Here is a 23,680-nt window from a genome sequence, read left to right as displayed (position 1 = left end):
TTTTCCAATGATTGGCGCGATGCCGGCCGGAGCCTTGTCATGATGCCTCGTGATTCCTTGTCCATGGCGACACGACGTCGTTTCCTTCTCGTCGGTGCGAGTCTCGCTGCGCTGGCCATCACCGGTCTGCCGGTCGTAGCGCAGGCACAGACGATCGGCGCCGTAATTGGTGGCCAGGCGCAGCCGCGCCCGGTCGCACCGCAGCCCTCAGGGACACCAGTGCGCTCGGGTACGATGCAGGGGGCGTTGCAGCGCCAGCACACGACAGAGGGCAGAGTTGACCAAATTCGTGCCTACGTGGCTTCGATCAAGCAGGCAGTCGATCGGAGCCCGGTGGTCGACGGTCTCGATCGAAATGGATTGGATCCGACCGATGCCATTCGTGAAGCGATCACCGCGACACGGGCTGGTAACACTCAGCGGGCGAACGAATTGCTGATCAGTGCTGGTGCTCAATATGACCTGACAGGTCTGAAAACCTGGCAGGGTGCCGGTCTTCCGAGCCAAACGACGGGTGCCAATGGCCATGTCATCGTAAGCATCGACCAGACCCAGGAGCGCGCACTCCTTTCCTGGAACCGGTTCGACATTGGTGCGAACACGACGCTACAGTTCAATCAACAGCAGAACGGTGTGGCGCAGCCCGGATGGGTGGCGGTCAACCGCGTGACCAACGCCACCGATCCAAGTCTGATACTCGGCAATATGAAGGCCGATGGGACCGTGGTCGTACTCAATCGGGCCGGGATCATTTTCGGCAAGGACAGCCAGGTCAACACCCACTCGTTGCTCGCTTCGACCCTGGAACTAGGGAATGCGGCAAGGTTTGTTCAGGGTAATGCCGGCCCAACCCAGGCGACTACCATCGCCGAGCGCAACGCGGCGTATCTTGAGCTTGGGTTGTTCACGCCTGCAAACGGCACGACGGGTACGACCTCCGACTCCATCACCGCTGTTGCTCCGCTGCTGGTATCCGGCATGACGGAGGGAGACGGCAGGCAGTTTTCCTCCGCGACCGAGGGAGCGATTATTGTCGACGTCGGCGCGCGCATCGACGGCGGCGCCGGCGGCTTTGTTATGCTCACCGCGCCAGATGTCATCAACGCTGGCACGCTGAGTGCGGTCGATGGTCAGATCAGCCTGCAGGCGGGCCGTGCCGTGATTTACGGGGAATCGACGGGCGCCGTCAGTGGTCTCGATCCCTATGTGCGAGGCTACAAGCTCAACAGCTTTGCCTTTACTGGCCAAGCCGATGGCACGATCGTCAATACCGGGCTGATAGAGTCTCGGCGTGGCTACATTTCGCTCGGAACTGGTGCGGAAGGAAGTATCGATCAAAACGGATTTTTGTCCGCGACCACCAGCGTAGCGCGCAATGGCAAAATCTCGCTGACCGCCGGAAACATACATCTTGGCGGCAGCGGCAACGCAAGCGCAGCGAGCGCTCTGGTTATCACCCCTGACGACAACGGCGAGACAATCCCGGTCGGCACGGCGGATCAGCCGGCGGGTTTTAAGCCATCCCAGATCGAGATCGGGACGCAAATTCTCCTCTTGTATCAAAGGCTGGGAGGGTTGGTCGCGACTGATCTGTCGATGGGGCAAAATGCGCTCATCTACGCGCCGGGCGCGACTGTGTCCGTCGGCGTCAATACGATCGAAGAGGAAAATCTACGCAACAGCTTCAATCTGACTCATCCTGGCCGTGTCGATATTGCACACGGGGCGCTGATCGATGTGTCGGGCCTCAAGGACGTGAAGCTGGATGCTTCGCGCAATTCCATCGAGATCGCGCCGGTCAAGCGCGGGGAATTGCGCGACACGCCCAATTATCGAGAAGTTGAAGTCGACGGCAACTTCTCTCTGAATGGCAAGACGATCTTCATCGATCCCCGTCTGTCTGGTGTGCGCGAGGACGGCGTTGCGTGGGTCGGTTCGCCACTGATCGAGGCTGCCAGCATTGCGGGGCAGATTCCCGCAACAGCGTCTGAGTTCATGACCAAGGGTGGTTCGGTCACTCTGGCGACGAGTGAACTGATAAAGTTCGATGACGTCACCGTCGACAATGCACCGAGCGTGCATATCGCCGGCGGCGCGACGATCGACATCTCGGGCGGCTGGGTCAGCTATGCAGCGGGTGCGGTCAAGACCAGCAAGCTGGTGGCGGCTGATGGCCGCATCGTCGATATCGCACGCGCAAATCCCAACGACGTCTATGTCGACGTGATCACGGGCACGACAGAGATTCTACAGCCGCGAATTGGTGTCCTCCAGAACTGGTTCATCGGGACGAATCAGGGCCAGCGCCACGAAACGGCATATGACGAAGGTCGTGATGCCGGAGCACTGAACATCAGGGGTGCCGCGGTCTCGATCGACGGTGCGGTACACGGTAACGCTTTCGCTGGTGCTCGACAAATCCTTCGGGGCAGCAGGCCGAGCGCGGAGATATTGAGGGGAGGCCGCGCGTTGCAGGCCTCACCCTATGAACTGCCCTCGGGCGGTGCGCTAGTGATCGCTTCGCTTGGCGACATTCTGATCTATCGCGGTGAACGTGGTGCCATAGAGTCAAACCGAGCCGAACTCCTCCTGAACGATCGCATGCTAAATGGTGCCGGCCTCTCGCAGCTGTCGCTGACGGCTGCCGGCACGGTTACCTTCGCAGGCCTCAATCCGGTCACGTTGCAGTCGTCCGATGCACTGAGGATCACGGGCGCCTCAGACCTGACCCTGGCGCCGGGGAGTATCCTGTCGGTCGAGGCCGGACGCACCATAAGATTCGACGGGGACGTCACCGTGGCGTCCGGAACGATCGAGGCAACGACGACACTGTTCGGGCTGCAGCTGGACCGCATCGGCTTTGGACTCCTGCCTAATGTGAGCAACGGCTCGGCATTCCGAAACGGCCTCTATGGGGACGGCCAGGGGGACGACATCCCCGCCACCATGCTCTACGCAACCGATCCCACCGTGCCCAGCCCGTTTGACGTCATCGTCACAGGGAAGCTGTCCACGGCCGGGCTCTGGGTCAACGATTATACCAGTGCCGCACCATCCGGTGCGGCCTGGCGCGACGGCGGAACTATCAGCGTCACCGTCGCGCCGAATGTCTTCCTCGGTGTTGGCGAGAGTCTGGCAACCGCGACACGCGCAGTGGACCTTTCGGGCAGCCTGCGGGTCGCGGGCATTCTTGACGTGAGCTCGGGCGGCTACGTCACGCCGACCGGCCAACTCATCCTTGACGGTCGTGGCGGCAACGTCTCGTTGATCAACGGCACCGTCTACGCCTCTACCCGAGACACCAATAATGTAACTGATCTTGGAGGGACGTCCGCCATTCCGCTTGGCGGAACCAGTCAATCGGTCGAATTCACGCCAGTGCCGGGAGTGGGGGTAAACGCCGCCACACTAGGTCAACTCGTTCCGGATCCCCGCTCGACAGTCGATATCGCCAGCGCATCGATTGTGGGATTTGGATTTGGCGGTGGCGGGACTTTCGAACTGGTCGCACCGGATGTGAGCTTCGGTGCGGACAACCGTCCCGGCTCAGTCCATATCGGTCTGGATTTCTTCAAGAAGACCGGGTTTGGCACGCTTGACGTGTCGACCTATCGTTCGCGTATCGTTGATGATCTGTTCGCCAACGACCGGATTGCCAAATCCGCATTCCTCGAGACCACTCGGTTTGTCGTGGGCAACGGCGAGACCTTCGACCTCACCCAGTGGATGTTGCCGACACTGCTGACTGTGGACCAGAACATGGCACTGCGCGGTCTCGGAAGCGGTGCGAACCTGCTTGCGCAGTCGTTCCTCGCGCCGACCACCAATACAGCTTTGTGGGACCGCAAGGCGGCGCATCTTGTGCTGGGCGGCCTCACCGAACTTAACGTGATGCAGGGCGGATCGATCATTGGTGCACCCGAAGCCACGCTCACCGTGTCTAAGCTCTACAACGCCGGCAATATCACCCTTCGTGGCGGCTCGATCATCCAGCGTATGGACCTTCCAGATAGCCTGATCGCGGCCGGGCTCGGCGTGCGCGATCTTTCCGAGGCCTTTGGCGGTCCGATCGATGGCCAGGGACGCTTTTTCGAGACGGCACTCAGTGCCGTTGATCCGGCGATGACCAATCGCGAACTCGTAACGAGGGTGGGTGCTGACCGGCTCATCCATTTCCTCGGACTGGTCGATCAAGGTGACGGGATTGTGCTTGCCTCGGGAAGCACGACCGATCTTTCCGGCATCGCGATTACCAACCCCCGCGCGCAGGTTATCGCAGGACGTCAGCTCGTATCTGGGCGCGTGCTCGACGGTGGCGATCTGCGACTGGAGGCGCCAAGACAGCTCGGGCGGCTTGCGGGCGGGACTGCTCAAAGTTCAGGTCGTGGTCTGGTTCGCGAAGACGGCGCGATGGTGAATATCAGCGGCGCCAGTGCGATATTCGACATGGCGACCGGACTTGGCCGGTTGGCCCCGTGGCTCGAATGGAGCAGGGCCGGCACAATATCCGCGCTCAGCGGCGGCACGCTGGGTTCCACACCGATCCGGGCATTTGGCGGTGTTGCTCAGGCCGAGGGCGGCACGCTTGAATGGGCTGATCCCACAATTGGAGTGGGTGACGGAAGTGCGGCGGACTATCTGAGTGCAAAGCTGATCGCAGATAGCGGATTCGATACCGTCATTGCGCGCGGCACTCTGACGCTCGACGGCAAATTCGACCTGGCACTGCGCAAGGCATTGATCGTCACCTCGCGAGATCCGCTGACACCTGGTACGCTCTATGCTGGCGACGCGGCCGTGTCGGTCCACACCACGTCGGGGTCGGACGCCACGATCCGTGCAGGTTATGTCCGGTTAGCTAGTCGCGCTGGCTTTGTGGATGGTCCGACCGACATCGCTGGCGATGGGCGGGTTCGTCTGGTTGGCGGAGCGCAAGGTATCGATATTGTCGGTGGGATCTCTATCGACCGCTCGATCGCCTCCATGACATTCGCGACGCCGGGCGACGTGCGGCTCACAGGCGTAGACTGGGGACAGGGTGCGGGAGCAATCGCCACATACGATGGCGCGCTGATTACCAGCGGCGATCTTCTCATCGACGCACGACGCACCTATGCAACGACTGGCACCGGCAATCTCCAAGCCATGTTCGAGGATCAATTGCCTGCAGGAGCGTCCTCGCGTCCGTTTGAGATCGCGGCGCTCGGTGACCACCGGATTACCTTTGGAAACTCTTTTCTCGATCCCACTGCGCGCGTGCCCTTGTCGGCCGGTGCCCATCTTCGGGTCCTGGCGCGCGAGATTGTGCAGAATGGCTATCTCGCCACGCCGTTAGGCTTGCTCGAACTAGGCAGTTCGAGTTCGATCGGTATTGGTCCTTCTGGAGCACTGCTTTCTACACCGACGGAGAGCCTCTTGTTCGGCGCCGGTAGCGTAACGTCGGTGTCGGGCGCGGGTTTGAACGTTCCTTACGGCACGACGACGGACGGAGTTGAATATTATTTCCCGACCGTGGGTACGCCGCTCACCAAGCTGCCCGTAGGCGAGCTTGTGCTGTCGGCGGGCTCGATCGTGCAGGCGGAGGGCGCTCTGATCGACGGTCGGGGCGGCGGCGATGTCTATGCCTATGAGTTCCAGTCGGGGGTGGGCGGCTCGCGCGACGTGCTCGACCGTTTCAACCGCGACGCCTTCAGCTCCAACCATTATGACCCCGTCACCGGGACCGGCTACCAGTTCCCGGATCAGCGACAGGTCTATGCGCTGGTCCCGGTGGCTGATGCCGGCAAGATTGCGCCCTATGATCCGATCTATTCGGCCGACTATGGCGACCTCTATGGCGCGCAGGCGGGCCGCTCGGTGCATCTCGACGGCGGAGGCGGCATTGCCGCGGGCGAGTATCTGCTGGTTCCGGCAAAATACGCGATGGCGATCCCTGGCGCGTTGCGCCTGGTCGAGAACACCGGCGCGGCGGCCCCGCTGCCCGGAACCAGCACGAAACTGCTCGACGGCTCGGTCGTGCTGGGCGGCACCTTCGCCTATGCCGGCACCGATCTTGCCGAGTCCACACGGCACAGCTTCACCGTGCAGACCAAGGACGTCTTCACCCGATACTCGACGATCAAAACCACCTCGGGCTCCGAGCATCTGATCGATCGCACCGACGCGCGTCCGCGCGTGCCGCTCGACGCGGCGCGGGTGGTGCTCGCGCCGCTCATCGAGCTGAAGCTCGCGGGCGTGTTTGACCTGACCGCTGGTGAAGGCGGCCAGGCCGGACAGATCGACATCCTCGGCAGCAAAATTCTGATCGCGGCGGCCGATACCGAAGCGACCGAGGGCACGCTGCTGATCTCGGATACGACGCTGGCGAAGCTCAATGCCCCCAGCCTACTGATTGGCGGGCGGCGGAGCGACAATGCCGACGGCACCACGGCGATCAATGCCAGCGCGAGGACCATCACCGTGGCAAGCGGGTCCACCCTGCAGGCCAGTGAGCTGCTGTTCGCGGTCGGCGGGGTCGGCTCGGCGCTGACCATCGAGGACGGTGCGACGCTCGCGGCGGTCGGTGATCCTGGTATCCTCACCGATGCCGACTACAAGGCTTCCGGCGCGGGCTCGATCCTGCGCCTCGCGAATGGCCCAGAGCGCCTGGTTGCGCGCACGGGTTCGGGAGCCTCGACGCTGAACATCGGCGCGGCGATGCTGAGCGGCGAGGCGCTGGCGCTCGACACCAGCGGCAGCTTCATCGTCGCCGACGGCGCGAGCCTGAACGCCAAGCATGTGGCGATCTCGGGCGCGGATATCCGCTTTGCCGGCAGTGGTGACGACACCGTCGGCGAGAGCGGCGTCGTGGGCGCGGCGCTTGCCGCCAAGCTCGGCGCAGCCGAGAGGCTGACCGTGCGCTCGCCCGGGTCGATCCGCTTTGCCGAGGCCTCCTACAGATTCAACGATCTGGTGCTCGACACGGCGAGCCTTGCCGCCGATGCGCAGGTGGCAGCCGGATCGGCGGTGCGGATCGAGGCCGGGAACGTGCGCCTCGGCAACAGCGGCAATGCCGCCGACGGCTGCGCGAGCAGCGCGCTGTGCGGCAGCGCTGGCAGTCTGACTCTCGATGCGACCACGATCAGCCTCGGCAACAACGCCGTGCGCGCGACGGGCTTCACTGAGAGCGTCGCGCTGGTGGCATCGGACGGGATCTATGTCGAAGGTAAGGGCAGCTTCGATGCCGGCGTTGCTGCTCTCACGCTGGGCACGCCGTTCATAGCCGAACGTGCGGCCGCAGCCGATCCGCGAAGCCAGACGGTGCGGCCCGACTATAGCTTCCTGACCACGGGGGCTGTGGCGATCAGCGCAGTTGGCGCCAATGGCGACACCGAGATCGCCGGCAACGCTGCGCCCGGTGCGCGGATCGCGTTCGGCACGATCGACGATCGCGTCCAGTCGCTCTCGATCAGCGGCACCACCATCCGCGCAACCGCGGGCATCATCGATGTGCAGTCCGAAGGCAATGTGAGCCTTGCCGGCGCCAGCCTCTCGGTGCCCGGTTATGAGAAGGTCTTCGGCGACGAGGTCGATCCGGTCACCGTCGCCGCTGGTGGCGGCACGATCAACCTGTTCAGCGCCAATGGCAGCATCATCACCGATGCGGCATCGTCGCTGATCACCGACACCGGCAAGGGCAGTGCCGGCAGTCTCAACCTGCTTGCCGGCAACGGCGCGGTCACCTTGCTCGCCGGGCTCAACACCGGGCTTGAGATTGCGAGCGATGGGCCCCCGCGCGAGGGGAGCTTTACGCTCGATAGCGGGACGGGCAGCTTCGACTTCGGCAGCTTTGTCGAGCGATATGGCACGCAGTTCGGCGGCGACGTCTGGGCTCGCACCGGCGCGGGTGATCTGGCCCTGGCCGACGGTCAGTCGCTCAAGGCTAAGAGCGTGACCCTCACAGCCGATGGCGGCTCGATCGGTATCGCCGGCACCCTCGACACTTCGGGTGTAGATGTCACCGGCATGAGTGCCGATGCCGCCCGCAATGCACGGGTCAATGGTGGTGATATCGCGCTTTGGGGTCAACAGGGCGTGACGCTGGCATCCACCGCGTTGCTCGACACCCATACCAAAGGTTACGCCGTGACCGACAGTCGCCCGGCGAAGGCTGGCGATGTGGTCATCGGCGTGGGCTCGGACAGCGCGGCGATCACAATTGCGAGCGGCGCCATCATCGACGTCGGCGCACGCCGGACGCAGGCTGAGCCTGGCGTCGGCCGTCTGATTCCGCAGGTCATCACCGATCCTGCCACAGGCAACCTGGTCACGGTCTACGGCTATGCCGAGCCCGACCAGGGCGGCACCGTGACGTTCCGGGCGCCCGTGATTGGTAGTAACCGCGACAAGGTGGCGCTCTCGCAGCGCGGGACCATCGTCGGCGCGGACAGCGTCCAGCTCGAAGGCTTTCAGCGCTACGATCTTGATGCGATGGCTGATAGCGGCCTCTACAGCGGCATCACCCGCGACGCCGACGGCGCGATCCGGCTCGATTTTGGTGCGGCGGGCGCTAACCCGTTCACCACCGACATGGCACTCGCCGACGGTACGTCATCGCTGGTGAGGTTCATACAGGGTTTCGACGTCTCCACGGTTGATGGCTCGAGCCTTGATGGCATGCGTCTGCGCCCTGGCGTCGAGCTGGCCTCGACCGGCGCGATCGAGACGGTCAGCCAGTGGAACCTCGCGGCCGCCACCTTCTCACCAGCGCAACTGCAGGCGGCGGTCGATGCCGGCGTGCTCGAGCTTATCCCTGACATTTCGGATGATACGCCGCGCTACAAGGTCGTCCCTGGCAAGGAAGGGCAACTCCTCGACCACCATGCAACATTCCTCTACCACACCGATGGCTCGGCGCGTGGTGAAGCGCCGATTGTCACCCTACGCGCCGGCGATGACCTCGCCATCAACCGTTCGATCTCCGATGGGTTCTTCACCTTTCGCGACAAGTCCGATCCGGACTACATCAACTACCAACTCGGCGGGGGTGATCGCACCTGGCAGCCGGCGCTCCAGTTTTCCTGTGGCGGGCAGAGCGGTTCCTGTTCGAACATCGCCGCTTACGGCACGGGCGCCAATCCTGGCGCATCGAGTACGCTCACCATATCGCTCAACACAGCTGCAAACCAAGGCAATCAATATGTCGGCGCGGTCAATATCAACTCGCCACTTTCCCTCGTTGGCGCCGGCGCCGATGGCGGCGGCGAGGACCGCAACTCGCTGGCCTTTGCCGAGTTGTTCCCGTTGCTTGACGGCGATGTCGCTATGCACTCGTCGGACCTCAGACTGGTCGCAGGCGCGGGCAACATGCTTTCAGCCAACCCGTTGGTCGTTAATCGGTCGCTTGACGCGGACGTCACACTCCAGGGCGAGTATAGCTATCGACTGACCGCGACAGGAACGGTCGCCTATGACGGTCCGCTCCAGTTCCGCTTGCAGAGACCCTCCAACGATCCGAGAAACTTCAGCTTCAACATCGGCGATACGTTGAATTTGTCCCAGACCGAAGCGGGTCTGAATCAGCTACGAGACGATGCCTATACCCAGCTTAACTGGGGAACTTCGGCCGGCCTGGGGACAGACGCGCGGGCGGCTGCCCAAGCATATTTCGCCGGGAAAGGCTACAGTTTTGTCGGCAATGCCGCGAATCCCACCGGCATCATCGCACCGCTCCATGAAGTGATCGCGTTCCTGCAAGCGTTCGAGCCAGCCTATCAGGCAGGACTGGCCAGCGGAAGGACGGGGTACAGCGCCAATCGGACGCCGCCGATCATCCGATACGGTAATGCAAACCAGCAGGACGCGCCGAACGCGCCCAACCAAGCGTGGGTGCGAACGGCGGTCCGCACCGGCGACGGGAACGTTTCGGTCGCCGCCGCTCGCGATATCGACCTGCGCGGCGGCGATCAGGCCGTGTATCGCCGGGGAGACGGCGTGCAGGTGGCGGCGCCGAACTATTTCGGCGGCGCCGCGCAGGCGGGGCAGTTCGCGGCATCCGCCATCTACACGGCAGGCGTGCGAATTGCGGATCGCCCGGTCGATGCGCGCATTGCCGGAACCGGTACGCTTGTCTCGATCACGCCGGATAGTCCTTATCTCTCACCGTCGGCGGAGTCGGTGGAGTTCATTCCTTCGCCCAAGGGAATTTCAGGAAACCAACCGGCGCTTGCCGGCGGTGGCGGCGACGTGTTGCTCGACGCAGGGCGCGACGTGCTTGGACGCCGGGACGAGTGGACCCAACTATTCGGCACAGATGGTCAAAGCTTCAGCGGTGCGCGAACTGGCGAGAGCCCGATTGCCGGGTTCTCGGCGGGCGTTCGGGGAACCCAATCCTGGAGGACGGGAGCGGTCGGCGACGATACTGAGATTGGCGTGGCGCATGGGTATTTCAGGTCAGGCGTGGGTGCTCTTGCGGGCGGTGATGTGAGTATACATGCCAGGCGCGATGTCTCGCAACTAACGGTGTCGTTGGGAACGACGGCGACGACCGCGCTGACCGACGCCGGCAAGACGATGTTGACCTTCGGCACGGGCGACCTGTCGCTGGAGTCGGGTCGAGACGTGCTGGCCGGCGCTGTCGATATCGGAAATGGCGCAGCTGTTATCCACGCTGGTCGCGACATCGCGGCTCTGGGGCGTGAACCGCTATTGGCCGAAACGCCGCAATATCTCCGGGTGCGGCTTGCAGACGCGGTTGTCGATGTTTCCGCGAGCGGCTCGGCTACGCTCGCGAGCGTGTCGGCTTTTGGCGATGAGCGCGGGCAAAGCTCTGCAGGCTTTTTCTTTCCAGCAGCCAAGCTCTCGATGTCCGCCAATGAAACGGTGCGGATCGCACAAACCGCGGGGCTAGCGGGATATGGTCAGGTTCCTTCGTACTTGGTGCTGGGAACCCTCGTGCCCACCGACTACTTCCAGATCCTGCCGCCGACGCTCGAGCTGACCTCCTTCTCCGGCAAAGTGGATCTCCCGCAGAACAAGCCTCAGCTTCTCTATCCTTCCCAGCTGGGGCAGCTGCGCATCTACAGCGCAGGAGACATCGACCGTCTCGTCATCGGCATGGACGATGCCGATCCCGGGCGGGTTGGTGGCGCGTTCTCGAACGGTACGCAGCTCTTTCAACTGCCCGTAGTGACCGCCGCGACGACCAACACGCAGCTGCGCCTTCAACACAACCAGTCCATCACGCATGCCGGCGACCCTGAGCCGGTCCGCATCTACACTGACGGCAGCATCAACCAGGCGGCGATGTTCCTGCCCAAGCAGGCGCGCATTACCGCCGCCGGCGATATCGTCGACATGTTCTTCCAGGGACAAAACGTCGCAGCATCCGACACGACGCGCATCCGCGCCGGTGGCGATGTCACAAGCACGGTTGGTTTGGCTGGCCCCCTTAACTTGCCCTTTATCCGCTCTAACAACTTCATTCTCGGAGGCCCTGGCGCGTTCATCGTCGAGGCGGGTGGTGACCTTGGACCCTTCGCGTCATCGTCCAACGTGCGTTCCCCCATCGACCGCAACCTCTACACCTATGCCGGCGGCATCCGCACGGTCGGCAACGATTACAACCCCTGGCTTCCGGACGATGGCGCCAGCCTCAGCGTGCGCTTCGGTATCGCGGGCGGTGCGGACTATGCGGCGCTTCGTGAAACCTATCTGAATCCCGCGAACTTCGAGCAACTCGATGGCGATCTTTTCGAACAGGTCGCCGACAGCTTCGGCAACCGCCGGCCGGATCGGACCAGGCCGATTTATGCGCCGATGCTGGCCGAATGGCTGCGTGACAACGATCCGACGAGCTTCCAGGCGATCTTCGGCCAGAGCTTCCCGGATACCGACGCGGGCAGGGCGGCGCTCGCTGGCGCAGCCTATGGGAGAGCCGGTGAGCTTTATGCCGCCTTGGCGAACATCGATACGCTGCGGCAGCAACGCTTCCTCATCGACACGCTCTACTTCAACGAGCTGGCGCAGGCGGCCATTCCGGCAAGTCCATCCTACCTGCAATATGTTCGCGGCTACCGGGCGGTGAACACGCTCTTTTCGCCCGAGCGTGGCTACACCGACAATCTCGCCCCCTACACGACAGACCCGTCGACCATTAGCGACGATCGGCCGCTGGGCGTACCAGTGCGTGCGCTGGTTGACGGGCAGCCGAAGAGGGCGGACCGGATCGTCACCGGCAGCATCGACCTCCGCCTGGCGACGATCCAGACCGCACGGGGCGGCGATATCAGCATCCTCGGCCCCGGCGGCGACGTCATCGCAGGATCGGTGGTGCGGACGTCCGAGCAGGCGGTGCGGCGTACGACGGCCTTCCAGCATCCTCGACCCGACTTGGGGCCGCATGGGATCTTTGAGGGCGGCAATCTCGCGGCAAGCGGCGGCGCGTTCGAATCTGTTCCACTGGGTTTCGAAGGCGTGCTCACACTGCGCGGTGGCCGGATCAACGGATTCACCGACGGCGACTTCATCCTCAACCAGAGCCGCGTGTTCTCGCAGCAGTCGGGCAACATCACCATGTGGTCGTCGAACGGCGACGTAGCGGCAGGCCAGGGTCCGAAAAGCGCCTCAAGCTTCCCACCGGTAACTGTCCGGTTCGACGAGAACGGCTTTGCTGAAGTCGACAGCGCGGGGAGTGTGGCAGGCGCGGGCATCGGCTCGTTCCAGCGGACGCCCGACGATCCGCCCTCAGACATATACCTGCTGGCGCCGGTGGGCGAGGTCGACGCCGGCGATGCGGGCGTGCGCGCTTCGGGCAACATTCTCGTCGCCGCGGCGCGGGTGGCGAATGCCGACAATTTCCAGGCGGCGGGCGACATCACGGGCGTGCCGACCGCGACCGCGCAGGTGACGGTGACGAGCCCGCAGGAGGCAGCCTCGGCGATCGCGGCGCAAGCTGCGCAGGCGGCCAATGCCGGCAACCAGCGCGACCAGCGTTCGCTGATCACGGTCGATGTGCTCGGCCCGGCGAGCGATGGGCGCTGCGATCCCAAAACCCCCGGCGATCCGGACTGCCGGTGAGCTAGTTGAAGACGAATTTGAGTACATCACTCTACAGGAGGATAACGCGATGGCCGACAATCCATTTAATATCGACTCGCTTAACAGCGTGAACTTCGATGCGGATCAGTTAAGAACATTCCAGTTCCCTATTACTTCTAGTAATGGTGGAGTATCTGGTGACTCTAGGATAATGCCATATAATGTGAGCGACCTACCTGGGGTATCCGATCCGGGTGTTATAACGGTGATAAACAATGAGTATACCGCCGGATTCCTAAACTCTGGAATCCCGTTGCCGCAATATCCTGGATATTACGAAGATAGATATTATCTTCCTACCTTCGGTTCCATCCAATTCAGCAACTATGTTGACGGTGATGGAAATCCGATAGAGCTCTGGATCAAGGGATTCACCGAGAATGGGATGATTCTAACAGCAAAGCAGGATGCGTATTGGTCTGGAACGTCGGGATATCCTATGGAAGTCCTTAACGCCGGCGGCGACATAATTCCGTTCACCGGAGTATCAGGAGGTTTTATCTTTGGTGTTTATGGCGTGGCTAATGCCTCCGACAGTAATATCCCCCCCGGCGCGGTGGTTGCTAACCAAGCGATCTTCGACAGGGACTCTTCCGTCTTCTGCTTTGCCGAAGGCACCCTGATCGCCACAGCGAGCGGGAAGGTCGCAGTCGAGACGCTCTCGGTCGGGGATCCGGTTCTGACCGCCTCGGGCGAGGAGCGCTTGGTCAAGTGGATCGGCCGGACAGTGGCCCGCCCTGCACGCCATCGCCGTCCCCATGAGGTCAATCCTGTCTGCGTACGCGCTCATGCATTCGGCCCCAGCCTCCCGGAGCGCGATCTGCGCCTCTCGCCCGGTCACGCGGTCTATGTCGAGGGCGTACTGGTGCCGGTCGTCCATCTCGTCAACGGTGCCACCATCGTGCAGGAGGATGTCGAGCAGATCCGTTACTATCATGTCGAGCTCGACGCGCACGACGTGCTGCTAGCCGAAGGCCTGCCGTGCGAGAGCTACCTCAATGACGGCAACCGCTTCTCCGCGCTCAACGCTAGCGAGTTCACCGAGCTTTACGGGCGGATCGACCCGGTGAGCTGGGATGATGCCTGTGCGCCGCTGGTGGCGGACGGGCCGCAGCTCGCCGCCATCCGGCAGCGGCTGCTGGCCGAGGCCGAGGCGCAGGGCTGGGCCCGCTGCGAGGAGCCCGGACTCGTGATCGAGGCCGACGGTGTCACCATCCTCCCCGAGGAGTTGGGCGGCAGCACCTGGCGCTTTGCCGTGCCGGCGGCCAGGTCGGTGGTGCTGCGCTCGAACGCCGGTGTCCTCGCCGATGTCATGCCTGAGCTTGCCGATCGCCGCACGCTCGGCGTGGCGGTTAGCGGTCTCAGAGTGAACGGCGCGGTGCTGGACCTCGAGGACGCCGCCTTCGGCCGAGGCTTCGATGACATCGAGCGGCATGAGACGATCGCCTGGCGCTGGACCGACGGTGCCGCCAGCCTAGTGCTCGGCGGCGAGGCCTGGAACCTCGAAGTCACTTTGGCCATGGTCGCACCATCGTGGAAGCGCTCAGCTTCGATCCAACGCATCGCCGCGTGACGGTCGCTAGCTGACAGTCTGAGCGGACGTCTTGGCTTCGCGGCCGGGGCGTCCGCCTCGCATCGTGGAGACGTACTATGCTCGCCGACGCCGACCAACTGCCGCCGCTGGCCGTCGCCGAGGCCTGCCCCTGCGGATCGGGCCTCGCGCGGCGCGGCTGCTGTGGTCTCGACACCGCCAAGGCGCGGACTGAGCTGGCCGAGGCGGATAGCGCGCTTGGCGAGGCCCTCAGCGAGGCGCGCGCGCGGCGCGAGCCCGATGGTTTGCGCGCGGCGGCGCTCGCCATCCTGGCGATGGCGCCCGCCCATAAGGACGCGCTGCAGGCGCTCTACGACGTCCTCCAGCGAGAAGAACGCTGGGACGCGGCGAGCGCCGTGATCGACCGCCTCGCGCGCATCCATCTCAACGATCCGGTCTGCCGGATGATCGCCGCGCAGTATTTCCTGTCGCGGGGCGACATGCCGCGCGCCCAGTTCCACGCACGCATACTCGTGCGTCTGGCCCCCGAGGCGGCGGTTTCGCACATGACCATGGGCCGTGCTTTCCTTGCGGCGCATAACGGCAAGGCGGCCGAGCATCATTTCCGCATCGCGATGGGCATGGGCGTACCGCGCGGCCCTCGCGTCGAGCCGCGCGAGATCGAGGCGCACCTGGCGGTCGCGCTCCGCGACCAGGGCCGCTTCGAAGAGGCGCGTGCCTTGTTCGTGACGCTCACCAAGGATCCCGGGGATCCGAGCCTGCTGCTCGCCTGGGCCAAGCTGGAGGAAGCCGATCGCAAGTTCGAGGCAGCGCTCCAGTTGCTCGACCGGGCTGAAAGGCTTGCGCCGGGGCACCCTCAGCTGCCGATCGCGCGCGCCACGCTGTTCCGGCGTACGCGTGAGCATGACCGGGCGCTCGCGCTGCTCGATGCGAGCGCGGCCGATGAAGACACCGGCGCTGGAATGCTTGAGAAGGGTCAGATACTGGACAGCATGGGCAGGTACGACGACGCATTCGCAACCTTCACCACGTTCAAGGCGCGACAGCGCGAGTCTAGCGGTCACGCGTATCAGGCCAAACGAGCGACAGGGTTGGTCGCGGATTTGCGCGAGTTCTTCACCGAAGGACGGAGCCGGTTGCTCCCCCGTGCGGGCAGGCGTGAAGACCATGCGCAGCCGATCTTCATCGTCGGCTTTCCGCGCTCGGGAACGACCTTGGTCGAGCAGACGCTGAGCGCCCACCCCGAGATCGCCGCCGGCGACGAACTTCCGATCGTGCATCAGCTCGCGGAGCGGGCGCAGAGTCTGCTCGGTAGCCTGCTCACCTATCCCAAGGCGCTCTCCGAGATGTGGCTCGGCGACCGCGCCGGCCATGTCGACTCGCTGCGCGATCTCTATTTGAACGAAGCAGTGAATTTCGGAGCGGTCGATCCTGCCAAGCCTTGGTTCACTGACAAGATGCCGCTCAACGAGACGCATCTGGGGCTGATCCACATCCTGTTCCCGAAGTCGCCGATCGTGCATCTGGTCCGCCATCCGCTCGACGTGGTGCTGTCGGTCTTTTCGAACAGCCTGACGCATGGCTTCCATTGTGCCGCCGCGCTCGACAGCGCTGCTGCCCATTATGCGCTCGTCGCCGATCTCATCGCCGACCACCGTGCGGCGCTTCCATTGCATTATCATGCTGTCCGGTACGAGGATTTGGTCTTCGACCAGGAGGCGCAGCTACGCACCCTCTTCGCCTTTATTGGAATGCCGTTCGATCCCTGCGTGCTCTCGTTCCAGGACAATGTCCGCTATGCGCGGACCGCCAGCTACGCTCAGGTGACGGAACCGCTCTACACGAGCTCTGTCTATCGTTATCGCAATTATCTGAAGCATCTCGAGCCGGTGATCCCGATCCTAATGCCGGCGATTGAACGGCTCGGATATACGGTCGAAGCTTGATCCCACGCATATGATTGGTGTTTGCCATATGCGGGAGATTGGCGGAGAAATGCAGCCCCGGATTGCACCGGGGCTGCTGCGTTGCTGCTTGTCTGGTCGATTACATGCCCGGTTGGGACGCTCCGGGCAACGTGCTCATGCCGAAGCAGTGACCGGCTGTGCCGCCCGCTGCCATCCAGAGGTTGAGCGCTCCAAGCGTCTGACCGTTCGACACCTCGGTGGAATTCGTCAGGAACGTCTGGTTGACAGCGCGCTGCCATGAGCTCGGGAGAGCGCCGATGTTCGAAAGGGCCATGAGGCCAGTCGTCGGGTTGGTGAACCGATCATCCGGAGTGCCCACATTGTAGCCAAGCCACGTCCGAATGTGTGGCAGGTTGTTCGCCTTGTAGCAGGTGTGGAGGAGCATCTGCGACGACCCGGTGATTGGGTAACCTGCTGTCGAGGTAGCCAGACCCGAAAGCACATTCACCCAGGATAGAGGATTGGCTCGCGATGCGCTTCGCGGATCGGTTCCGTAGTTGGCGAAAGCGCCAGTGGAGACATCCGCTTCCGGCGCGGCAACTGTGCCGAAAGCCGCACTCGCGGAAGCGGCGCTCGGCAAATGCCACACCGTGGGTGCGCTTGGCCTGTTGAGCGCGGCGGCGAAGAGCGTCGGATTCCCACTCAATGCGTTACGAATGAAGTCAGCGCCGATATAGCCGACCTTGCCGTTCACCCGGCGCGTTGTTCCGATATCCGGCGCTGCAGCGATAGCCGCAGCGACCGCGGTGCTGCCATTGGCAAGCAGGTAGAGGCCGGTGCCGTTGGCGCCGGCCGCTGGGTTTGAGGGGGAGCCACCCGGAACAGACAGGATCGTGCCAGTTGCGGTGTTAAAGTATTGATTGCCAATCATGTTCACTGGGCCGGCGGGCACCACGCCTGAGGCGGGCGAATAGGGGGTGTCTGGTCGAACGCTGCTGAAATTGGGCCCGGACGAATCGTATGGCAACGCTTCAGAGTTGGTTGCATAGTGGTTACCGGGAATTCCGGTGCAATGAGCAGCTAGCGCGCGCGTAAAGATGTCTGTCGTGCCCGAGCGATCCAGCCGCCCGACGAGCCGGATCGGCACGCCGACACTTGTCCAGTTCGCGTCCACTGGATCTCCTAGCGACATGCCGCCATTCGCCATTTGAAGCGCAGCATCGTTCCAGTTGGTGATCTGGCCGTTGAAGATGCGGCAGTAAACTTGACGAGGCATTCGCATCCCACCGACATGGATGCCGTTGATCTGCGTAGTGGAAGCAGGGAACGATGGGTTTACTTGAAAGCGATATTGGATTCCGCCCTGCGTCGCATAGTGCGGGTTATAGGCGATAGCGACCGGCAAGACGAATTTCGGGACTTGGATCGGCTTTAGGCCATAGGGTCCAACGTTCGTGTAATATTCTGTCAGTTCACTGGCCGATGTGCCGGATTCAGAGAACGCGTACTGCACCGTGTTCCAAGTGCCGAACGGGTTGGCAAGGCCGGCTAGTAGAAATTGATTGGTGATATTGCGCCATGCTTGGCGGCCGAGCCCGGATCCGGTGGGCATATAGTGCGCAATAAACGGCGGTGGAATCCAGTCACCCTCCTCGTCCAGGATGGGCTGGATTGCCGTGGAACCGGCACCATGCAGCGCATAGTCGCCGTCGTTCGGACCAGGCGCGCCCTGTGCCAAGGCCGTTGAGCCGAGTGCAACGGAAGATAAGGCTGACAACAAGAGCGGGGCACTAATATGCTTCATCGCGGTGGCTCCCAAAAATGGATTGCGATCGCCCTCACGCATTGGGCACTTGGCTGTGGCGGGACGTGGACCGTTGTCGTTCATTTGCTTCTATGTTGGGCGAAGCACTGACTTTGGCGGCGCAATCGATCTGGTTGAAAAGAAGCAGCCCCGGATTGCTCCGGGGCCGCCAAGTTGATGGTTGCTTGAACGATCACATCCCAGGCTGGGTGGACCCGGGCAGTGTGCTCACGCCGGAGCAGTGACCGGCTGTGCCGCCCGCTGCCATCCAGAGGTTGAGCGCTCCCAGCGTCTGACCGTTCGACACCTCGGTGGAATTCGTCAGGAACGTCTGGTTGACAGCGCGCTGCCACGACGCCGGGAGAGCGCCGATGTTCGACTGGGCCATGAGACCAGTCGTCGGGTTGGTGAACCGATCATCCGGAATGCCGACATTGTAGCTGAGCCAGGTGCGAATGCTCGGGAGGTTGTTCGGCTTGTAGCAGGTGTGGAGGAGCATCTGCGACGCCCCGGTAATCGGGTAACCCGCCGTCGAGGAGGTCAGGCCCGAAAGGACATTGACCCAGGAAAGCGGATCGGCTCGCGATGCACCCCGTGGATCGGTCCCGAAGTTGGCGAAAGCGCCGGTGGACACATCCGACTCCGGCGCAGCCACAGTCCCGAAGGCAGCACTCGCTGCAGCTGAGCTCGGCAGATTCCACACCGTCGGCGCGGCCGGCCTGTTCAGGGCAGCGGCGTACAGGTTTGTATTTCCGCTAACGGCGTTACGAATGAAGTCGGCGCCGATATAGCCGATCTTGCCGTTGTACGTGCGGCCCCCGCTGGGGAAATCGGGTGCTGCGGCGATTGCTCCAGCGACACGACCACTGCCATCGGCCATCAAGAAGAAGCCCGAGCCATTGTGGCTGCCCGGCGCTGGATTGGATTGCGGCCCACCGTTGGGAATCGCCGTTGTCGCGATCGTCGTCCCATTGAAATATTGTGTGCCGATCATGTTCGTCGTGCCGGCGAGCGGTGCGGTTGAGCTCGACGCATAGGGCGTGTCAGCGCGCTCGGTGGTGTAGATCGGCACCGCCCCCCCACGATTGTAAGGAAGGGCTTCGGCGGCCTGGATGTACTTGCCACCGCAGTGAGCCGCCATCGCACGGGTGAAGATGTCGGTCGTGCCGGAACGATCCATCCGCCCTACGAGGCGAATCGGAGCGCCGAAAGTGCTCCAGTTTGTGTCGAGGGGATCCCCCAGCGAAACGCCGCCGTTCGCCGTCTGGAGAGCAGCAGCGTTCCAGTTGGTGAGCGTTCCGTTGAAAATGTTGCAGTAGACCGCGCGGGGCAGACGCAAACCACCGACGTTGACGCCGTTGATCTGCGTCGTGGAAGCTGGGAACGTCGAGTTCACCTGGAAGCGAAGCTGAGTACCACCTACCGTCGCATAGTGCGGATTGTAGGCGATCGCGACCGGCAACACGAATTTCGGAACCTGGATCGGCCTGAGGCCATAGGCTCCAACGTTCGCGTTGTACTGCGTGATCTCGGACGCTGACGTGGGCGATTCGGAGAAGGCGTACTGCACCGTGTTCCAAGGCACAGGCCCCTGAGGGGTGACGTTGCGCCAGGACTGACGGCCGGCCCCGGATCCGGTGGGCAGATATTCTGCTTGGAAATTCGGATCGCTGATCACAATCGCGTCGCGTTCGTCCCATACGATTTCTTGAACCGCAGTGGCGCCCGCCCCGTTCAGGCGGTTGAAGCCATCGTTCGGGCCGGGAGTGGGAATGGACTGTGCCGAAGCGGCGGAGGCGAGCGCCATGCTGGCGACGGACGCCAGGAAGAGCGCGGAATGGAAACGCTTCATTGGAATTCTCCTGTTCAAAGTTGAGTTTGACAAAACGTTCACTTCTCAAGGCACAGTCCATCATTCGCCGGTAAGTATCCGGCGTTCCGTTCCGTGCTATTTCCTGGTCACGCAAAGTCCCGACCGCCAAATCGCAAGAAATGGCGCGGACCCTCGTTCTATACATCCAGGCGGCAGACATCAGGACGTGCCTGTTGCATGCCACTGGTACCCGCAGCCGGGCGACTCTTCCGCTAATATAGACGCGGATTTCTCAAGTGTCGGAAAACGACTCGATCCTTAACCGACGATGAAATGCTATCGAGTCAAAATGACAGTTTTGTTATCGTGCTGCTTGGCAAGCTATGATGATACAAAATATATTCAGTCCATTACGGATGGACATAGCAAGACATCGAATCAAGTCGGGAATTTGGTGAAACTATATTGTAGCAATACTAGAATATGCGTCGTATCTATCAGTTCCTATGGAACTAAATTCTTCCCTTTCACCGAGGGGCGCCACAGGAGGCATGGGTAGCGATAGCATGTTCCCAAAGGCAAATATTGAACGTTCCTGGCATAAAGTTCAGGCACCGCCGACGACGGAGGAGGCAGGCGACGATGCCGCGCAACCTCATGGTTTCGAGGCGATGCTGCGCGCGCGCGCGTCACTTTCGGAAGACAGCCTGCAACGCGCGCTTCTGATTTGTGGCGAGACGGGTGAGCGCCTCGACTCGGTCGTAACGCGCCTTGGAATGCTGTCCGAAGATCGAGTCGCATCGGAGATGGCGGCTCACACGGGCCTGCCGGTTGTCGATGGATCGGCTTTGCCTGCTCAGGCGGTTGAGGGTCCCGATCTGTCGGTCGATTTCCTGCGCGGAATCCGAGCGCTGCCAATTGCGGCAGACGAGGCTGCCGTGCGCGTCGCGGTGAGCGATCCTTTCGATCCGTTTGTCGAGAAGGGATTCCGCTTCATGTTCGGGCGGAGCGTCGAACGGGTCATTGCGCGCGCGAGCGACATCGATGCGGCGATAGAGCGGCTCTATCACGGCACCGCGGCGACCACTGAGGAGACGGACGGTGAGATCGACAGCGACGATCTTGAACGCCTGAAGGATCTGGTCAGCGACGCGCCGGTCATTCGCGCGGTCAATCGTCTCATCGCCCGCGCCTCCGACGAACGGGCGTCGGATATTCATATAGAGCCGAATGATGATGGTCTTGCGATCCGCTTCAGGGTCGATGGCATGCTGCGCGAATCGGCGAAGCTTCCGGTCGCGATGCGTGCTCCGCTCGTTTCACGCATCAAGGTGATGGCAGGCCTCAATATCGCCGAACGGCGGCTGCCACAGGACGGTCGGCTGCGGATTTCGGTGCGCGGTCATGAGATCGATCTTCGCGTCGCCACAGCGCCGGGGATTCATGGCGAAAGCGTGGTGATGCGTATCCTCGACCGATCGAAACTCGCCCTGGATTTCGTCACGCTGGGTTTTGACGCCGACCTTACGGCTCGGATGCGCGAGGCCGTCGCACGGCCCCACGGGATCGTGCTGGTGACGGGACCGACGGGCAGCGGCAAGACGACGACGCTTTATGCGGCACTGTCCGAGCTCAATGTGCCCTATCGCAAGCTGCTGACCGTCGAGGATCCGATCGAGTATCGCCTTCCGGGCGTTACCCAGACCCAGGTCAATCCGGCGATCGGTTTCACGTTCAGCACTGCGCTGCGTTCCTTCCTGCGTCAGGATCCGGACGTGATGATGGTCGGGGAGATCCGCGACACCGAGACGGCGCAAATCGCGGTCCAGGCTGCGCTAACCGGGCATATGATCCTTTCGACGCTGCACACCAACACGGCCGCCGGGGCGGTATCGCGCCTGCTTGATATGGGGGTGGAGCCTTTCCTATTGGGGTCGGTGCTCACCGGCATTCTTGCGCAGCGGCTCGTGCGTCGGCTGTGCACGGAGTGTCGTCGACCTTACGACGTGACAGACGGCGTGCCCGATATCTTGCGGCCGTTGCTTCATACTGCGGGTGCGGAGCGGCTGTTCCACGCAGTGGGTTGTGAGCGCTGCGGTGGGAGCGGTTATGCCGGCCGTGTCGCTATTCTCGAATTCCTGCGTGTCGATGATCCCGTCTCGCGGTTGATCCTTCACCGTGCCGATACGCCCGACATTCAGGCGGCCGGGGAGGCGGGTGGCATGCGCAGCCTGCTGGTCGATGGAGTTTCCAAGGCGGCCGTGGGTCTCACCACGGTCGAGGAAGTGCTGCGCGTCGCGAGTGGGGACGGGTGATGGCTACATTCCGCTACCGTGCGGTGAAGCATGACGGATCGAATCTTGCCGGCGAGCTGGAAGCGGCCGATCGTCAGGATGCTGTTGCGGCACTTCGACGCGGCGGTGCGACGCCGCTCGAGCTCGCCCAGATGCCGGCAACACGTGCGGATCGTCGTCCGAAAGCGGGGGGCAAGGGCAGAATTGCTGCCGCGATAAGTGTCGGCGAGCTCGCGGTACTTCTCGAGGCCGGGCTACAGCTCGACCGGGCGCTGGCCCTTGCAGTCGAGAATGTCGAAGACAAGGCGGTGGCGGGGCATCTGGCTGACATCCTGCGTGACGTACGCGAAGGAGTGCCGCTTTCGCGTGCCATGGCGCAGAAGCCGGATCTGTTCTCGCCGACGGCTGTGGCGATGGCAGAGGCGGGTGAGGCCAATGGCCGACTCGGCGAAGCGCTCACGCGTCTTGCCGGTGCGCTCGAGCAGGAAGCGGAGCTGAGACGCCTGGTCGTGTCATCGATGATCTATCCGATCTCGCTGATCGTGATCGCGGTAGGCGTCGTGCTGCTGATGTTGCTGTTCGTGGTCCCGCAGTTCGAAAGCATGTTCGCCAGCTCTGCGCAGAAACTTCCGACCGCGACGGTGGTGGTCATGACAGCAAGCCAAATGCTGCGGCGATATGGGCTTGTTCTACTTTTCGTTCTGGGAGCCGTGATCTTCGCGGGAGTGATTGCCTTGCGCCAGCCGGCAGTCCGGTATGCGCGAGATCGGTTCGTTTTGTTGATGCCTCAGTTGGGGGAACTGGTTCGGCGGATCGAAACAGCGCGGTTTGCGCGGACGCTGGGCGCGCTTATCGAGGGCGAGGTCGCGTTGCCGGCAGCGCTTGCGCTCGCGCAGCGCACTTTGTCGAACCAGGTATTGGCCGGCGCCATCGGTAAGGTCGCCGACGGGGTAAAGGAAGGCGGTGGTCTTACCGCGCCGCTTGCCGCGTCCGGTGTTCTTCCAAGGCTCGCGATCGGCTTCCTTCGTACCGGCGAAGAAACCTCGCGGCTCGGCATGATGCTTACTCGCCTTGCCGACGTGCTCGATCGGGACGTCCGCACGCGTCTCGAACGGTTCATTGGCATCCTCACGCCCGTCATCACCGTCCTGCTTGGCGTGACGGTGGCGGCGATCATCGCATCGATCATGTCTGCGATCCTCGGATTTAATGACGTGGCCCTGTCTTCGTGAA

General features: G+C 62.7%; 7 protein-coding genes. 5 read left to right on the top strand and 2 right to left on the bottom strand.

Annotation, left to right across the window (positions count from 1 at the left end; all coding sequences use genetic code 11):
• Window positions 1-39: 39 nt before the first annotated feature.
• The 3 genes from DFR49_RS04290 (at window position 40) to DFR49_RS04280 (ending at window position 16,575) form a co-directional block, all read left to right on the top strand.
• Complete coding sequence (locus DFR49_RS04290) at window positions 40-13,056, top strand: filamentous haemagglutinin family protein (protein WP_119034555.1); 13,017 nt, start codon at window positions 40-42, stop codon at window positions 13,054-13,056.
• Window positions 13,057-13,105: 49 nt separating this feature from the next.
• Entirely contained in the window at window positions 13,106-14,650 is a 1,545-nt protein-coding gene (locus tag DFR49_RS04285) for a Hint domain-containing protein (protein ID WP_170150914.1), read from the top strand.
• A gap of 77 nt (window positions 14,651-14,727) precedes the next feature.
• Complete coding sequence (locus DFR49_RS04280; RefSeq protein ID WP_119034553.1) at window positions 14,728-16,575, top strand: tetratricopeptide repeat-containing sulfotransferase family protein; 1,848 nt, start codon at window positions 14,728-14,730, stop codon at window positions 16,573-16,575.
• A gap of 100 nt (window positions 16,576-16,675) precedes the next feature.
• Here the strand turns inward: DFR49_RS04280 and DFR49_RS04275 are convergent, their stop codons facing one another.
• The gene (locus DFR49_RS04275; RefSeq protein WP_119034552.1) at window positions 16,676-18,424 is read right to left on the bottom strand and encodes a substrate-binding domain-containing protein; all 1,749 of its coding nucleotides are present in this window, start codon (window positions 18,422-18,424) and stop codon (window positions 16,676-16,678) included.
• Window positions 18,425-18,533: 109 nt separating this feature from the next.
• Window positions 18,534-20,192: a substrate-binding domain-containing protein gene (locus tag DFR49_RS04270; protein WP_119034551.1), complete on the bottom strand. Its 1,659-nt coding sequence runs from the start codon at window positions 20,190-20,192 to the stop codon at window positions 18,534-18,536.
• 512 nt (window positions 20,193-20,704) lie between these two features.
• On the opposite strand from DFR49_RS04270, the gene DFR49_RS04265 reads away from it, so the two are divergent.
• Window positions 20,705-22,468 carry a GspE/PulE family protein gene (locus DFR49_RS04265; protein ID WP_245968229.1) on the top strand — a complete coding sequence of 588 codons (1,764 nt, stop codon included), beginning with the start codon at window positions 20,705-20,707 and terminating at the stop codon, window positions 22,466-22,468.
• On the top strand, window positions 22,468-23,679 hold the full coding sequence (locus DFR49_RS04260; RefSeq protein ID WP_119034550.1) for a type II secretion system F family protein: 1,212 nt from the start codon (window positions 22,468-22,470) through the stop codon (window positions 23,677-23,679). The genes DFR49_RS04265 and DFR49_RS04260 overlap by 1 nt, the downstream gene beginning before the upstream one ends.
• The last annotated feature ends 1 nt before the right edge of the window (window position 23,680 follow it).

This window comes from Hephaestia caeni (genome assembly GCF_003550065.1).
GTDB classification, from domain to species: domain Bacteria; phylum Pseudomonadota; class Alphaproteobacteria; order Sphingomonadales; family Sphingomonadaceae; genus Sphingomonas; species Sphingomonas caeni_A.
Note: the sequence above shows the minus strand (reverse complement) of the source record. Positions and strands in the feature narration are given on the sequence as shown.

Coding starts and splice junctions, on each gene's coding strand:
- DFR49_RS04270 (WP_119034551.1), bottom strand. CDS start 20,192: ATGAAGCGTTTCCATTCCGCGCTCTTCCTGGCGTCCGTCGCCAGCATG.
- DFR49_RS04260 (WP_119034550.1), top strand. CDS start 22,468: ATGGCTACATTCCGCTACCGTGCGGTGAAGCATGACGGATCGAATCTT.
- DFR49_RS04290 (WP_119034555.1), top strand. CDS start 40: ATGATGCCTCGTGATTCCTTGTCCATGGCGACACGACGTCGTTTCCTT.
- DFR49_RS04285 (WP_170150914.1), top strand. CDS start 13,106: ATGGCCGACAATCCATTTAATATCGACTCGCTTAACAGCGTGAACTTC.
- DFR49_RS04265 (WP_245968229.1), top strand. CDS start 20,705: ATGGGTAGCGATAGCATGTTCCCAAAGGCAAATATTGAACGTTCCTGG.
- DFR49_RS04275 (WP_119034552.1), bottom strand. CDS start 18,424: ATGAACGACAACGGTCCACGTCCCGCCACAGCCAAGTGCCCAATGCGT.
- DFR49_RS04280 (WP_119034553.1), top strand. CDS start 14,728: ATGCTCGCCGACGCCGACCAACTGCCGCCGCTGGCCGTCGCCGAGGCC.